A 15,455-nucleotide genomic window follows, 5' to 3' on the forward strand; every position below is an offset into this window, starting at 1 on the left:
GTGGCCGAACAGCTCCAGGTCATGGCGCACCTGTCGGGGCGGGCGCCCAAGGAGGCGTATTCACGGTGCGGCGCCGTCCGTATGTCGGCTTCCGGCCACGGGTGCGGAATCCCGTATCGATGTGAGTGGCGTTCGGCTCGTACGGTGATGTCAATGGCACCGACGGATGGGAGAGACTCGTTCATGGCTCTGCATTCGGCGCCGCGACTCGGAGTGGTGGTTCCCTCGGGAAACGCCGCAGCCGAACCCGAGATCGGCAGCCTCGTCAGCCCCGCATTCAATGTCCACACCTCACGGTTCCCGGTACTTCCCGGAAAGGACCTCCGCGGTCGACTGGAGAAGTACAACGACGTACTCCCCGACGTGCTGGGGAACTTCGGCGGGCTGCGCCTCGACGCGGCCGTCGTCTCCTGCACCGGCTCGCACTACCTGCTGACCCCGGACGGCGACCGCGCGCTCTGCGCGGAGCTCTCCGAGCGCGTGGGAGCCCCCGTACGGTCCGCGGCCCTCGCGATCCTCGACACCGCACGGGCGGTCGGCTCCGAACGTCTTGTCCTGATCTCGCCGTACGAGCCCTGGCTCACCGAACTGTCGCACGCCTACTGGGAGTCGGCCGGCCTCACGGTCGACCGCGTGGTCAAGATCCGGGCCGGCGCCCGCTTCTCCCCGTACGACGTGACCACCGACGAACTCGTCGCGCAGGTACGGGAGGCCGAACTCCCCGAGGACGCGACCCTGTTGTTCACCGGCACCGGCATGTTCACCTTCGACGCGCTGGCCGAGCTCGGACGGGACGGCGGGCAGACCCTGCTCACCTCCAACCTGGCGAGCGCCTGGTGGGCCCGGGACACCCTCGGCCTCCCGGTCGAAGGACCGGACGCCCACCCGCTGCTGCGCCGGCTCGCGGAGCGGACCGGCGGCGGTCGCCCCGGCCACGACACCGTCACCGGCCGTGATGCCGTGGCCGTGCCGTGAGCGGCGACACCGGCTCCCGTGGACCGGTCGCCGTCGTCGGCGCCGGGCCCGTGGGGCTGACCGCCGCGCTCGTCCTCGCCCGGACCGGCGTGCCGGTGACGCTCCTGGAGTCCCGGGACGCGCTCGCCACCGAGTCCCGCGCCTCCACCTTCCACCCGTCCACCCTCGACCTCCTCGACGAACTCGGCGTCGCCGCCGCCCTGCGCCGCCAGGGCCGTACCGTCGACCGCGTCCACTGGCGCGACCTGGACGGAGTCGTCCACGCCGAGCTCGACTACTCCCTGCTCGCCGGGCACACCGGTCACCCGTACCGGCTCCATGTCGAACAGGCCCGGCTCACCCCCCTGCTGCTCGCCGAGCTGGCCGCGACCGGCCTCGCCGACATCCGCTTCGGGACCACCGTCACCGGGGCGGAGGACGCCGGCGACGGGGTGCGGCTGCGGACCGAGGACGGGGCGGGGCGGATCACCGTCACCCGCCACCCGTACGTCCTCGCGGCCGACGGCAGCCGCAGCCGGCTGCGCGAGCTCGCCGGACTCCCCGGCACCGCCGAGGAGTACCCGGACTACGCGCTCCGCGTGGTCACGGAGACCCCGCTCGACGAGCTGGTCCCCGGACTCGCCGCGCTCTCCTACGTCCGTGACCGGCGGGGCTCGTTCAGCGCGCTCGGCATGCCCGACCACTGGCGGCTGATCTTCCGGATCCCCCGGGGGACGGACCGGGACGCGGTGCTCGCACCCGACGCCGTACGGGCCAGGGTCGAGCAGGCCCTGCCGGGGGCCGCCGGGCGGGCCGTGCGGATCGCCGACGCGCACACCTACCGCCTCGCGCGGTTCCTGCTGCCCCGCTACCGGGCGGGCAGGGTGCTCTTCGCCGGGGACGCGGCCCATCTGACCTCCACGGCCGGCGGTCTGAACATGAACTGCGGGATCCACGACGCCGTGGAGACCGGCCGGGCCCTCGCCGCCGTCCTGCGGGGCGACGGGGCGGGCGAGGCCGTGCTCGACGCGGCCCTCGAACGGCGCCGTTCCGTCGTCGAGACCGCCGTCATCCCGCGCAGCGAGGCCCGCACGGCCGGACTGGACAGCGCGGCCGAACTCCCCGCCCGGCTCGCCTCCCTGAGGCGCACCGCCGAGGACCCCCGCGCGGCCACCGACTACCTGTTCACGGCATCACTTCTCGACGTCGCACCACGACCACTGAAAGGTGAGGCACATGCGGATCTGGTTTCACAAGCACACCGTTGAGGGACGTCTGCCCCTGCTCGACCAGTGGTATCGCGAGCACCTCGACGCGATCGCCGCACCGGGCACCACCATCGACATCAAGACCCTGCCGGCCGACACGTACCCCGACCGCACACCCTTCGGTCTGGTGGGCCACCACTCCGCCCAGGTGCTCTTCAGCCGCCACTTCTCCGAGTCCGCGCTCGTCGCGGAGCGGGAGGGCTACGACGCCTGGGTGATCGCCGCCGGGCAGGACCCCGGCCTGCGCGACGCCCGCCACCTCGCCTCGATCCCCACCCTCGGCTACGGCGAGACGGCCTTCTTCCTCTCGGCGCTCACCGGGCAGCGCTTCGGCGTCCTCGGCTTCATGCCGCCCCTCGAAGAGCCCATCCGGGCCAACATCCGGCAGTACCGCCTGGAGTCCTCGCTGAGCTCGTACGAGGTCGTCCCCGGCGGCTGGGACTCGGTGCACCGCTCCCTGGAGGGGGACTTCGACGAGTTCGTCGAGGTGTACTCGGCCGCCGCCCTGCGCGCGGCCAAGGCCGGCGCCGAGGTCATCATCCCCGCCGAGGGCATCCCCAACGAGATCCTCTGGCACCTCGGCATCCACGAGCTGCACGGCCTGCCGGTGATCGACCCCGCCGGACTCGCCGTCAAGCTCGCCGAGACCCTCGTCAAGCTCGGGGAGCTGAAGCTCTTCCAGCGCAGCGGGCACGGCTACTGGTTCAGCCGCCCCGAAGAGCCCGTCGCCAAGCACCTGGAGCAGGTGTTCCTCGGCGAGGCGCTCTAGAAGATGCCGTGTCCGCCTTCCTGTCCGCCCTGCCCGCCGCCCCGGTCCCACACCGGCCACCGCATGCCGCACTCCCCGGCACCGCACACCCCGCGAGCCACCGGGACCCGCATGCCGCGCACCACCGCACCGCGAACCTCCGGGACCCGCACCCCGCACACCTCCGCACCGCGAGTCCCCGGGACCCGCACCCCGCACACCCCCGCACCGCAGGTCCCCGCGCCGCGCACCCCGCACACCGGGACCCGCACCCCGCGGCCCCCCACGCCGCGCACCCCGTACCTCTCCGCGTCCCGCACGCCGCCACGCTCTCGAAGGAGTCACGCTCATGACGTACGACGCCTACGGCCGCAACACCGCGGCCACCGACCCCGCCGCCCCTTACTACCGCCCCCGCCGGCTGCGCCGCACCCCCGCGCTGCGCCGGTTCGCCGCCGAGACCCGCGTCGGCCCCGCCAACCTCGTCCAGCCCCTCTTCCTCCGCGAGGGCCTCACCGAAGCGCGTGAGATCCCCTCCATGCCGGGTGTCTTCCAGCACACCCGCGACACCCTCCGCAAGGCCGCCGCCGAGGCGGTCGCCAACGGGGTCGGCGGACTCATCCTCTTCGGCATCCCCGAGCACAAGGACCCCACCGGCACCGGCGCCGTCGACCCCGACGGCATCCTCCAGGTCGCCCTGCGCGACGTCGTCGCCGAGGTCGGCGACTCCACCGTGATCATCGGCGACATCAACCTCGACGAGTACACCGACCACGGTCACACGGGCGTCCTCGACGCCGACGGCGACGTCGACAACGACGCCAGCATCGAGCTGTACGCGCAGGCCGCCGTCGTCCAGGCCGACGCGGGCGCCCAGATCGTCGCCCCCAGCGGCATGATGGACGGCCAGGTCCGCCGTATCCGCGAGGCGCTCGACCGGGCCGGCCACCAGTCGGTGGCCATCCTCGGCTACTCCGCCAAGTACGCCTCCCACTTCTACGGCCCCTTCCGCGACGCCGTCGAGTCCACCCTGCGCGGCGACCGCAAGGGCTACCAGCAGTTCCCCGGCAACATCCGCGAATCCCTCCTGGAGGTCTCGCTGGACGTCGCCGAGGGCGCCGACCTCGTGATGGTCAAGCCCGCCCTCGCCTACCTCGACATCGTCCGGCTCATCGCCGACCACGTGCAGGTGCCCGTCGCCGCCTACCAGGTCTCCGGCGAGTACTCGATGGTCGAGGCGGCCGCCGCCAAGGGCTGGATCGACCGCGACCAGGTCGTCCGCGAGAGCCTCGCCTCCATCCACCGCGCGGGCGCCACGCAGATCATCACCTACTGGGCCTCCGAGTTCGCCCAGACGCTGGACCGGTGACCCGGTGACCCCGTCCTCCTCCATGCTGGTCCTCGGCATCAGCCATGCCAGCGCCCCGCTCGACCTCCTGGAGAGACTCGCCGGGACCGACCGGCCCGCCGAGGAGCTCGTCTCCGACGTGACCTCCGTCGACGGCATCGACGCCGCCGTCGTCGTCTCCACCTGCAACCGCCTGGAGATCTACGCCGAGACCCGGGGCGGCCCCTCCGGCCCCGGCAGCCCCGGCGAACTCGACGGCCTCGGCGCGCTGTTCGCCCAGCACACCGGCGTCGACCACGAGGAGATCGCCCCGCACCTCTACAGCCACCACGCCGACCGGGCCGTACGCCACCTCTTCGCCGTGGCCTCAGGACTCGAATCGGTCGTCGTCGGAGAGGACCAGATCCTCGGCCAGGTCAAGCTGGGCCTCGAACGGTCCCAGCGGCTCGACCGGACCGGCGGGGTCCTCGGCAAGGCCGTGCAGACCGCCCTGCGGGTCGGCAAGCGGGCCCGCAACGAGACCGGGCTCAACGAGGCGGGCCGCTCGCTCGCCACCGCCGGACTCGGTTTCTTCGAGCGCGAGGTCGGCTCCCTGCACGGCAAGACCGCCCTGGTCATCGGCGCCGGCGCCTTCGCCGGAGTCGTCGTCGCGGCGCTGCGCCGCTCCGGCCTCGACCGGGTGCACGTCGCCAACCGCACCCCGGAGAAGGCCCAGCGCCTCGCCGAGACCACCGGGGGAGTGGGGTACGACCTGACGGAACTGCCCCGGCTGCTCACCGAGGTGGACGTGGTGGTCGGCGCGACCGCCGCCACCGGCCACCTCGTCTCCGCCCGCGATGTCGAGGAGGCGCTCGCCGCCCGGGACGGCCGCGAGCTGTTCCTGCTCGACCTGTCGCTGCCGCACAACATCGCGCCCGGCGCGGCGGAGCTGCCCGGCGTCACCTTCGTCGACCTGCGCCGGATCGCGGAGGAGGGGCAGGAGGACGAGATCTCGGCGGCCAGCGTCCAGGCCGCGCACGAACTGATCGACGCGGAGGTCGAGCAGTTCCGCACCGGGCTCCGGCTGGCCGGCGCCAAGCCCGTGCTCACCGCACTCCGTACCGCAGCGACCGAGGCGGCGGAGGCCGAACTCGACCGGCTGGCACGCCGGTTGGAGGGTCTCGACGGCTCGGTACGACGGGAGATCGACCGCAGCGTACGGCGCATCGTCGACAAGGCCCTGCACCAGCCGACCGTGCTCGTACGGGAGTTGGCGGCCGACCCGGACGGGGCCCGGCACATCGCCGCCTTCACCCGCCTCTTCGCCGCCGCCGAGGGCGAGGCGGGAGAGCCCGGCACCACCAGTCCCACCAGCACGAACGACCCGAACGAGACAAAGATCGAGGCCATCGCATGAGTGACATCTCGGCCCTCTGGGAAGCCGAATCCATCGCCGTCATCGGCGCCAGCGAGCGCCCCGGAGCCCTGGGCCGCAAGCCGCTCGACTACCTGCTCCGGTACGGCTTCAAGGGCCGCATTCTGCCGGTCAACCCGCGCTCCCCGGAGATCCTCGGCGTCCCCGCGTACCCCAGCGTGAAGGACGCCCCCGGACCGGTCGACCTGGCGCTGATCATGGTCTCCGCCGAACGGGTCCTCGGCGCCGTCGACGACTGCGTCGCCGCCGGCGTCAAGCTCGCCGTCATCGCCTCCTCCGGCTTCGCCGAGACCGGCGAGGAGGGCGCCCGCCTCCAGGCCGAGGTCGTCGCGAAGGCCCGCGCCGGCGGCCTGCGGATCATCGGCCCGAACTGCATCGGCGCCGTCGCCTACGAGAACCGCGTCCTCGCCACCTTCAGCCCTCTCTTCGGCGCCGAGTCCGTGCCCTTCGAGCCCGGCACCCTCGCCTTCGTCAGCCAGAGCGGCGCCCTCGGCTTCGGCGCCGCCAGCCTGGCCCTCGAGCGGGGCCTGCGCCCGGGCTGGGTGGTCAGCACCGGCAACGACGCCGACGTCACCGCCCTCGAAGTGCTCCGCGAACTCGCCACCGTCCCCGAGGTCACCGGCCTGCTCGGCTACCTGGAGGACACCCCGGACATCGGGACCCTGCGCGAACTGGCCGGCTCCGGCAAGCCCGTCGCCCTCCTCAAGTCGGGCCGTACGGAGGCCGGCGGCCGCGCCGCCGCCTCGCACACCGGGGCCCTCGCCACCGACGACCGCGTCCTGGACGCCGCCCTGCGCGGTCTCGGCATCGTCCGCGTCGACGACATCGACGAACTCCTCGACGTGGCACGGGTCTTCGAGTCCGAGCGGCGCCCCACCGGCAACCGCGTCGCCGTCGTCACCACCTCCGGCGGCTCCGGCATCCTCGCCGCCGACGCCGTCGAGGCCCACGGCCTCGAACTCAGCGCCCTGGAACCCCGCAGCAAGGAGGCGCTCGCCGAGATCGTCCCCGCCTTCGGCGCCATCGACAACCCGGTCGACATCACGGCGACCGTCCTCAGCGACCCCTCGCTCTTCGACCGCTCCCTCGACGTCCTGATCGCCGACGACACCGTCGACATCATCGTCGCCGCCTTCTGCGTGATGGCCGGACCGGACGTCGAGAAGGCCGTCAACGCCCTCTCCCGGGCCGCCGAGAAGGGCGGCAAGCCCATCCTCGTCGCCCGCACCGGCGCCGACTTCCTCGCCCCCGACGCCCCGCGCGACCTGCGCGAGGCCGGTCTCCCCGAGTACCCGACGCCGGCCCGCGCCCTGCGCGCCGCCGCCGCCCTGTGGGAGGTCAGCCGCCCCCGTACGCTGCCGGACGCCCCGCGCCCCGGCACGGTGCCCGGCCCGGGCGCCGAGGCCACCGAGCCCGAACTGAAGCGGCTCCTCGCCGAGGCCGGGATCGACGTGCCCAAGGGGCGGATCGCCGTCGACGCCGAGGACGCGGTCCGAGCCGTGACCGAGGCCGGCGGTACGGCGGTCCTCAAGGCCGTCGTCCCGGGCCTGCTCCACAAGACGGAGGCCGGCGGCGTCGAGATCGGCGTCACCGCCGACACCGCGCCCGAGGCCCACGCCCGGCTCGCCGCCCTCGGCGGTCAGGTGCTCGTCGAGGAGTTGATCGACGAGGGAGCCGAAGGCGTCGAGCTGATCGTCGGCGTCCACACCACCGACCTGGGCCCGGTGCTCACCGCCGGCCTCGGCGGGATCTTCACCGAGGTCCTGGACGACGTCGGCCACCGGCTCCTGCCGCTGGCCCCGGGCGAGGGCGCCGAACTCCTCGCCGGGCTGCGCGGCGCCAAGATACTCGCGGGCACCCGCGGCCGGGCCGCCGTCGACGTGGCGGCCGCGGCCGAACTCCTCCACAAGGTCGGCGCACTCGTCCAGGACTGGCCGGCCGGCTTCGCCCTCGACCTGAACCCGGTCCGCGTCCTTCCCCGGGGCGCCGTCGTCCTCGACGCGGCGCTCAGCTTCGACACCTCAGAGGAGGCGGGCCGATGAGCGGCACGGCGAGCCACGGCGAGACCCGCAGCAAGGCGCTCTTCGAGCGGGCCCGCAAGGTCACCCCCGGCGGCGTCAACTCCCCGGTCCGCGCCTTCGGCGCCGTCGGCGGCACCCCCCGCTTCATCGCCTCGGCGCAGGGCCCGTACCTCACCGACAGCGACGGCAACGAGTACGTCGACCTGATCTGCTCCTGGGGCCCGATGATCCTGGGCCACCGGCACCCGGCCGTCGTCGAGGCCGTCACCCGGGCCCTGGAGCACGGCACCTCCTTCGGGGCGCCGTCCACCGGAGAGGTCGAACTCGCCGAGGAGATCGTCGACCGGGTCGCCCCGGTCGAGCAGGTCCGCCTCGTCAGCTCCGGCACCGAGGCGACGATGTCGGCGATCCGGCTCGCGCGCGGCTTCACCGGACGCGGCAAGATCGTGAAGTTCGCGGGCTGCTACCACGGCCACGTGGACGCGCTCCTCGCCTCCGCCGGCTCGGGCCTCGCCACCTTCGCCCTCCCCGACACCCCGGGAGTCACCGGCGCCCAGGCGAGCGACACGATCGTCCTGCCGTACAACGACCTGGCCGCCGTCGAGAAGGTCTTCGCCGAGATCGGCGACGAGATCGCCGCCGTCATCACGGAGGCCGCCCCCGGCAACATGGGCGCGGTCCCGCCGCTGCCCGGCTTCAACGCCGGCCTCAAGGAGATCACCGCCCGTCACGGGGCCCTGTTCATCTCCGACGAGGTGATGACCGGCTTCCGGGCCAGCCGCTCCGGCTGGTACGGGCGGGACGGCGTCGCCCCCGACCTGCTGACCTTCGGCAAGGTCATGGGCGGCGGCTTCCCGGCGGCGGCCTTCGGCGGCCGCGCCGACGTCATGGGCCACCTCGCCCCGGCCGGACCCGTCTACCAGGCGGGCACGCTCTCGGGGAACCCGGTCGCCACCGCCGCCGGCCTCGCCACCCTGCGGCACAGCACCCCCGAGGTGTACGAGCGGCTCGACCACGTCTCGGAGACGATCGGCCGCGAGGTCTCCGCCGCGCTGACGAAGGAGGGCGTGGCCCACCGGCTGCAGTACTCCGGGACCATGTTCTCGGTCTTCTTCACCGAGGACGACGTGGTCGACTTCGACGGCGTCCGCGCCACGGAGTCGTACCGCTACACCCCCTTCTTCCACGAGCTGCTGCGCCAGGGCGTCTACCTGCCGCCGTCGCCCTTCGAGGCCTGGTTCATCTCCGCCTCGCACGACGACCGGGCGGTGAGCCGGGTGGTCGAGGCGCTGCCCGCGGCGGCCGCGGCCGCCGCGGCGGCGACGCCCTGACGCCAGGGCCGTACGCGAGGGAAAGCCGGGAAAGCCCCCGTGGTCGCTGCCACGGGGGCTTTCCCGGCTTTCATCCGAAAGGAACGAGGCGGCTCACGCCGCGATATTCACCCGCACCTCGACATTCCCGCGGATCGCCTTCGAGTACGGGCAGCGCCCGTGCGCCGCGTCGGCGAGCCGACGGGCCTCGGCGGCGTCGAGTCCGGGCAGTTCGACGGTCAGGACCACCGACAGGTGGAATCCGCTCTCCTCCTTGTGCAGCGCCACCTCGGCGACGACGGTGTCGTCCGCGAGCGCGACCCTGGACTCGCGCGCGGAGACCCGGAGCGCGCTGTGGAAGCAGGCGGCGTAGCCGGCGGCGAAGAGCTGCTCGGGGTTGGTGGCGGTGCCGGAACCGCCCACGGCCTTGGGGCTCGACAGCGGAAGGTCGAGCAGCCCGTCGGAGGAGCGCACGGCGCCGTTGCGCCCGTCTCCGGTGGAGGTGACCTCGGCGGTGTAGACGACGGCCATGAGTCAGGCCTTTCGGAAGAGGGAAGGGGGAATTCGACCATTCTCGGGCGCCGTCGAATTCCGGGCGCTACGGATCTCCGCAGTTTCTTCCCCCCGCCCCAGGATTAGCGTGGAACGCGTCAGGAAACCGGAGAAACGAGGGAGTTGGCCATGGCAGGACCGCTGACCGGAGTGCGCGTACTGGAATTCGCGGGATCGGCGCCGACCGCGTTCGTCGGCACCGTCCTGTCCGGTCTCGGTGCCGATGTCGTACGGGTCGACCGGGCGCCCGGCGCGACCCCCGGCCCCGACGCCCCGCGTCCGGCGGAGAACCCGCTCTCCCGCGGACGCCGTTCGGTCGCCCTCGACCTCAAGAGCCCCGAAGGGGTCGAGCAGGCCCTGTCGCTCGTCGAGCACGCGGACATCCTCGTCGAGGGCTTCCGCCCCGGCGTCGCCGACCGCCTCGGCATCGGCCCCGAGGCGGCCCTCGCCCGCAACCCGCGCCTGGTCTACGGGCGGGTCAGCGGCTGGGGCCAGCAGGGCGAGTGGGCCGGACGCGCCGCCCACGACCTGGCGGTCCTGGCCCTCACCGGCGCCCTCGACACCGACCCGGCCACCGGCGACCCGCAGCCGCCCCCCACCGCGTACCTCTCCAGCTTCGCCGGCGGCGCCAACGTCCACGTCCACGGGCTGCTCGCCGCGCTCCACGAGCGGGAGCGCTCGGGCCGGGGCCAGGTCGTCGACACCGCCCTCGCGGACGGCGCCGCGCTCATCTCCACCCTGGTCCACCAGTGGCGCGAGGTCCCCGGCAACCACACCGTCACCGACGCCCCGCACTACTCGCTCTACCGGGCCGCCGACGGCCGTCACCTCGCGGTCGCCGCCATCGAACCCAAGCTCTACCAGAACCTCCTGGACCAGCTGGGCCTCGCGGACACCGAGGGGCTCCCCGACCGCGCCGACCCGGCCGACTGGCCCGCGCTGCGCGAGCTGATCGCCGCCCGCTTCGCGACCGCGGACCGGGAGCACTGGGTGAAGGTCTTCGACGCCGTGGACGCCGGGGTCGCCCCGGTCCTCACCGCCGCCGAGGCGGCCGGACACCACCAACTCGCCGCCCGGGGCTCCTTCGTGGAGATCGGCGACACCCTCCAGCCCGCTCCGCCCTCCCGCTTCGACCGCACCCCGGCCGAGGCCCCGGGCCGCTCCCCGCTCCCCGGCGAGCACACCGGCGAGGTCCTCGCCGAGTGGCGCGGATAGCGGACAGCGGGCAACGGACCCGCCCGTGGCGGGCGACCGCCACGGAACGGGTCCGTCAGGGCCCTCGGCCCCGCTACGACTCCAGATAGCGGAGCACCGCCAGGATCCGCCGGCTGTAGCCGGTCGTCCGGGACAGCTCCAGCTTGTCGAAGACGGAGTTGAGGTTCTTCTCCACCGAGCTCAGCGAGAGGTGCAGCTTCTGCCCGATGGCCGTGTTCGTGTGGCCCTCCGCGAGCGCCTCCAGGACCGTCCGCTCCCGTGGGGTGAGCCGCGCCAGCGGGTCCCCGCGCGTGGTCCGGACGACCAGCTGCCGTACGACCTCCGGGTCGATCGCCGCCCCGCCCGCGTGGATCCGCTCCAGCGCGTCGAGGAACTCCTCGACCTGCGCCACCCGGTCCTTCAGCAGATAGCCGACCCGCTCGGCACTGGACGCGAGGAGCTTGGCCGCGTAGTGGCGCTCGATGTACTGCGAGAGGACGAGGACGCTGACCTCGGGCCACCGTTCCCGGATCTCGACGGCCGCCCGCAGCCCCTCGTCCGTATGGGTCGGGGGCATCCGGACGTCGACGACGACGATGTCCGGCCGCCGCTCCCCGACCTCCTCGACCAGGGTCACCGCGTCGCCCAGCGCCGCCAGGACCTCGTGGCCCTCCTCGACGAGCAGCCTGACCAGGCCCTCGCGCAGCAGGGTCGAGTCCTCGGCCAGGATTACGCGCACGGCAGCTCCGCGGTGATGGTGGTGGGTCCCCCGAGGGGGCTGTGGACGTGCAGGACGCCGTCGAGCGCGGCCACCCGGCTGCGCAGCCCGGTCAGCCCGCCGCCGGTCCCGTCCGCGCCACCCGTGCCGTCGTCCTCGACCCGGACGGTGAGCAGTGCCCCGTCGAGCGCCACCGCCACCGAGATCGCCGAGGCGGCGGAGTGCTTGGCCGCGTTGGTCACGGCCTCCGACACCACGAAGTAGGCGGCGGTCTCCACCGGCCGGGGCAGGGGGGCGCCGACCTCGAAACGGGTCCGCAGCGGAATGCCGCACCGCTCGGCGACCCCGCCGAGCGCCTCTTCCAGCCCGAGGCTGTCCAGCGCCGACGGGTAGACCCGCCAGGCCACCTCGCGCAGTTCGGTGAGCACGCCCCGGGACTCCTCGTGCGCCTGGAGGAGCAGCGCGGCGGCCTGCTCGGCGGTACGGCCCCGGCGGGCCCGCCCGATGAGCACGGCCAGCGCCACCAGGCGCTGCTGGACCCCGTCGTGGAGATCGCGCTCGATGCGCCGCCGCTCGGCGTCGACCGCCTCGACGACCGCGGCCCGGCTGGTCGCCAGTTCGTCGATGCGGCGCCGCAGCAGCTCCCGCTCGGAGGGACCGAAGCACGCGCGGGCGGTACGGGCGTCGAGCGCGGCCAGCGAGTACAGCCCCTGGACGTCCAGGAAGAGCAGGACGCCCCCGAGCAGGACCTGGGTGAGCAGCTCGTCCCAGCCGAGGGTGCCCCGGACCGCTCCGGAGACCAGCAGCCCGGCCAGGACCGCGCCGAGGACGAGGAGCCCGACGACCACCCCGCACAGCAGTCCGGTGGAGGCGCGGATCGCGAGGTAGCGCAGGATCCTCCGGTCGGAGGCCTTGTAGTGCTCGGGGAAGAGGTCGCCGAAGAAGGCGGAGCGGCGGGCCCGTTCGAGGGCGGCCAGGCGCCTGGCGCCGACCATCAGGATCGCCAGGGCGCCGGAGCGGGTGCGCGGCCCGAGCAGGAACGGGCCGAGGACCACGCCGGCGACGAGGAAGTGGACGGCGCCGAGGAGCGCGGTCGCGCTGCCGAGGAGGACGCCGAGACCGCGCCGGGGCCAGGAGGGGGTGGTCGTACGGGTGTCGGCCTCGTCGCCGCCGTCCGCCGCATCCCCCCGCACGGGGCCCGAGGCTAGTGCGCCCGCACGGCCCGGGCAAGATCGCCCGGGCCGCGCGGGAGGCGGGGCCGTACCGGCGGAAGGGGAGCCGGGGGTCACGAGGCGCGGCGGCGCCCGGTCCGGCCCCGGCTTCGCACCCGGACCGCCACGTAGGCCGCGACGGCGACGACGACGAGGACCAGGACGATCTTCGACAGGAGGCCGACATAGGTCTCCACGACGTCCCACCGGTCGCCCAGCCAGTAGCCGGCCATCACGAGGACGCTGTTCCAGATGAGGCTGCCGAGCGTGGTGAGCGTGACGAACAGGGGCAACGGCATCCGCTCGACACCGGCGGGCACCGATATCAGGCTCCGGAAGATCGGCACCATCCGGCCGAGGAAGACGGCCTTGGTGCCGTGCTTCGCGAACCACTCCTCGGTACGGACCAGGTCCGAGGCCTTCACCAGGGGCAGCTTCCCCCAGAGCGCGTGCATCCGCTCCCGGCCGAAGAGGGCCCCGATCCAGTAGAGCGCCACCGCGCCGACCACCGAGCCGAGCGTCGTCCAGAACAGCGCCGAGGCCAGGCTGAGCACCCCCTGCCCTGCGGCGAAGCCGGTGAGCGGCAGGATCACCTCGCTGGGCAGCGGCGGAAAGAGGTTCTCCAGGGCGATCGCCAGACCGGCTCCCGGGCCGCCCATCGTGTCGACGAGGTCGGCGGCCCAGCCGGCGACGCCGTCCGCGGGCTGCTGGGCGAGCGCCGTGGCGGTGAGGTTCATGAGGACTCCAGGAGGACGGTGACGAGGACGGGCGGGGGCGGGCGGGGGCGGGCCCCGTTCCGCTCCCACCAAGGTAGGAAGCGCAGCTCGGCGCCGGTACGAGGGTTGCCGTCCGCCCCGGTGGTGTTCCCCGCACCTCCCACCCTGCGGAAAACCGCGGGGCGGGATCCCCGGCACTCTCACGGTACGGGGCGCCCGGGGCTTCCCGGGCCGGGCGGAGGCTCTCCACGGACCGCCTACCCTTGGACGCATGACGAGCAGCAGCGACCGGAGCACCGCAGTGAGCGTTGACGGCACCAAGACCTATGAGATCCGCACCTACGGGTGCCAGATGAACGTCCACGACTCCGAGCGGCTCTCCGGTCTGCTGGAAGAGGCGGGTTACGTCAAGGCCCCCAAGGGCTCCGACGGGGACGCCGACGTCGTCGTCTTCAACACCTGCGCGGTCCGTGAGAACGCCGACAACAAGCTGTACGGCAACCTCGGCCGGCTCGCCCCCATGAAGACCACGCGCCCCGGCATGCAGATCGCCGTCGGCGGCTGTCTCGCGCAGAAGGACCGCGAGACCATCGTCAGCCGGGCCCCCTGGGTCGACGTGGTCTTCGGCACGCACAACATCGGCAAGCTGCCCGTCCTCCTGGAGCGCGCCCGCGTGCAGGAGGAGGCCCAGATCGAGATCGCCGAGTCGCTGGAGGCCTTCCCCTCCACGCTGCCGACCCGCCGCGAGTCCGCGTACGCCGCCTGGGTCTCGATCTCCGTCGGCTGCAACAACACCTGCACCTTCTGCATCGTCCCGGCCCTGCGCGGCAAGGAGGAGGACCGCCGGCCCGGCGACATCCTCGCCGAGATCGAGGCCCTGGTCGCCGAGGGCGTCTCCGAGATCACCCTGCTCGGCCAGAACGTCAACGCGTACGGCTCCGACCTCGGCGACCGCGAGGCCTTCTCCAAGCTGCTGCGCGCCTGCGGACAGATCGAGGGACTGGAGCGGGTCCGCTTCACCTCCCCGCACCCCCGCGACTTCACCGACGACGTGATCGCGGCGATGGCCGAGACGCCGAACGTCATGCCGCAGCTGCACATGCCGCTCCAGTCCGGCTCGGACTCGATCCTCCGGGCGATGCGCCGCTCGTACCGGCAGGAGCGGTTCCTGGGCATCATCGAGAAGGTCCGCGCCGCCATCCCGCACGCGGCCATCTCCACCGACATCATCGTGGGCTTCCCGGGCGAGACCGAGGAGGACTTCGAGCAGACCATGCACACCGTGCGCGAGGCCCGCTTCGCGAACGCCTTCACCTTCCAGTACTCCAAGCGTCCCGGGACCCCGGCGGCCGACATGGACCACCAGATCCCCAAGGAGGTCGTGCAGGAGCGCTACATGCGGCTCGTCGCCCTCCAGGAGGAGATCTCCTGGGAGGAGAACAAGAAGCAGGTCGGCCGCACCCTGGAGGTCATGGTCGCCGAGGGCGAGGGCCGCAAGGACGGCGCCACCGACCGCCTCTCCGGCCGCGCCCCCGACAACCGGCTCGTCCACTTCACCAAGCCGGACGAGGACGTCCGCCCCGGCGACGTCGTGACCGTCGAGATCACCTACGCGGCCCCGCACCACCTGCTCGCCGAGGGCGCCGTCACGTCGGTGCGCCGTACCCGCGCGGGCGACGCCTGGGAGAAGCGCACGGCGACGAAGCCCACCGGCGTCCTCCTCGGTCTCCCGAAGATCGGCGTCCCGGCCCCGCTCCCGGCGGCCGAGGTCCCGGCCTGCGGAAGCCACTGACCCACCCGGCACACCGCCACCCCAGCACGTCGCCACCGCCCCGGCAGGGAATCCGCCGGGGCGGCGGTGTGCCCGGGGCGGGCGCGCGTGGCCGTCCGGTCCCGTACGCCCGAAGCGGCCGACCGGCCGACGGGCTGTCAGGCGGTCCGACCGCCTGACAGCCGGGCAGGCCCACGGGCAGAGAGCCAGACGCCGTCCGGCCAGCCAGA

At 73.5% G+C, this 15,455-nt stretch carries 13 protein-coding genes; 9 read left to right on the forward strand and 4 right to left on the reverse strand.

What is annotated here, in order from left to right; translation table 11 throughout:
- The first annotated feature begins 183 nt into the window (after nucleotides 1–183).
- The 7 genes from ABT129_RS18310 (at nucleotide 184) to hemL (ending at nucleotide 9,084) form a co-directional block, all read left to right on the forward strand.
- Nucleotides 184–975 (forward strand): maleate cis-trans isomerase family protein, encoded by a 792-nt coding sequence (locus tag ABT129_RS18310; RefSeq protein ID WP_351902020.1) that lies wholly within the window; start codon nucleotides 184–186, stop codon nucleotides 973–975.
- Nucleotides 972–2,222, forward strand: a complete 1,251-nt coding sequence (locus ABT129_RS18315) for an FAD-dependent oxidoreductase (protein WP_351902022.1) — start codon at nucleotides 972–974, stop codon at nucleotides 2,220–2,222. The genes ABT129_RS18310 and ABT129_RS18315 overlap by 4 nt, the downstream gene beginning before the upstream one ends.
- Nucleotides 2,191–2,991, forward strand: coding sequence for an aspartate/glutamate racemase family protein (locus ABT129_RS18320; RefSeq protein WP_351902024.1), 801 nt, complete (start codon nucleotides 2,191–2,193; stop codon nucleotides 2,989–2,991). The genes ABT129_RS18315 and ABT129_RS18320 overlap by 32 nt, the downstream gene beginning before the upstream one ends.
- Nucleotides 2,992–3,319: 328 nt before the next feature.
- Entirely contained in the window at nucleotides 3,320–4,339 is a 1,020-nt protein-coding gene (gene hemB, locus ABT129_RS18325; protein ID WP_351902026.1) for a porphobilinogen synthase, read from the forward strand.
- Nucleotides 4,340–4,343: 4 nt separating this feature from the next.
- On the forward strand, nucleotides 4,344–5,714 hold the full coding sequence (gene hemA, locus ABT129_RS18330; RefSeq protein WP_351902028.1) for a glutamyl-tRNA reductase: 1,371 nt from the start codon (nucleotides 4,344–4,346) through the stop codon (nucleotides 5,712–5,714).
- The gene (locus ABT129_RS18335; protein ID WP_351902030.1) at nucleotides 5,711–7,774 is read left to right on the forward strand and encodes an acetate--CoA ligase family protein; all 2,064 of its coding nucleotides are present in this window, start codon (nucleotides 5,711–5,713) and stop codon (nucleotides 7,772–7,774) included. The genes hemA and ABT129_RS18335 overlap by 4 nt, the downstream gene beginning before the upstream one ends.
- The gene (hemL, locus tag ABT129_RS18340) at nucleotides 7,771–9,084 is read left to right on the forward strand and encodes a glutamate-1-semialdehyde 2,1-aminomutase (RefSeq protein ID WP_351902032.1); all 1,314 of its coding nucleotides are present in this window, start codon (nucleotides 7,771–7,773) and stop codon (nucleotides 9,082–9,084) included. Before ABT129_RS18335 ends, hemL begins: the two co-directional genes overlap by 4 nt.
- A gap of 93 nt (nucleotides 9,085–9,177) precedes the next feature.
- Here the strand turns inward: hemL and ABT129_RS18345 are convergent, their stop codons facing one another.
- Nucleotides 9,178–9,594, reverse strand: a complete 417-nt coding sequence (locus ABT129_RS18345; protein WP_351902034.1) for an organic hydroperoxide resistance protein — start codon at nucleotides 9,592–9,594, stop codon at nucleotides 9,178–9,180.
- A gap of 150 nt (nucleotides 9,595–9,744) precedes the next feature.
- On the opposite strand from ABT129_RS18345, the gene ABT129_RS18350 reads away from it, so the two are divergent.
- Complete coding sequence (locus tag ABT129_RS18350; RefSeq protein WP_351902036.1) at nucleotides 9,745–10,830, forward strand: CaiB/BaiF CoA transferase family protein; 1,086 nt, start codon at nucleotides 9,745–9,747, stop codon at nucleotides 10,828–10,830.
- Nucleotides 10,831–10,903: 73 nt separating this feature from the next.
- On the opposite strand, the gene ABT129_RS18355 is transcribed toward ABT129_RS18350, so the two are convergent.
- From ABT129_RS18355 to ABT129_RS18365, 3 genes are all read right to left on the reverse strand, one after another.
- Nucleotides 10,904–11,548 carry a response regulator transcription factor gene (locus tag ABT129_RS18355; RefSeq protein WP_351902038.1) on the reverse strand — a complete coding sequence of 215 codons (645 nt, stop codon included), beginning with the start codon at nucleotides 11,546–11,548 and terminating at the stop codon, nucleotides 10,904–10,906.
- Nucleotides 11,539–12,720 (reverse strand): sensor histidine kinase, encoded by a 1,182-nt coding sequence (locus tag ABT129_RS18360; protein ID WP_351902040.1) that lies wholly within the window; start codon nucleotides 12,718–12,720, stop codon nucleotides 11,539–11,541. Before ABT129_RS18360 ends, ABT129_RS18355 begins: the two co-directional genes overlap by 10 nt.
- Nucleotides 12,721–12,812: 92 nt before the next feature.
- On the reverse strand, nucleotides 12,813–13,475 hold the full coding sequence (locus ABT129_RS18365) for a DedA family protein (RefSeq protein ID WP_351902042.1): 663 nt from the start codon (nucleotides 13,473–13,475) through the stop codon (nucleotides 12,813–12,815).
- A 250-nt stretch (nucleotides 13,476–13,725) separates the two neighbouring features.
- On the opposite strand from ABT129_RS18365, the gene miaB reads away from it, so the two are divergent.
- Nucleotides 13,726–15,246 (forward strand): tRNA (N6-isopentenyl adenosine(37)-C2)-methylthiotransferase MiaB, encoded by a 1,521-nt coding sequence (gene miaB, locus ABT129_RS18370; protein ID WP_351902044.1) that lies wholly within the window; start codon nucleotides 13,726–13,728, stop codon nucleotides 15,244–15,246.
- Nucleotides 15,247–15,455 lie beyond the last annotated feature (209 nt).

This window comes from Streptomyces sp. NPDC002057 (genome assembly GCF_040296665.1).
In the GTDB taxonomy this organism is placed as follows: domain Bacteria; phylum Actinomycetota; class Actinomycetes; order Streptomycetales; family Streptomycetaceae; genus Streptomyces.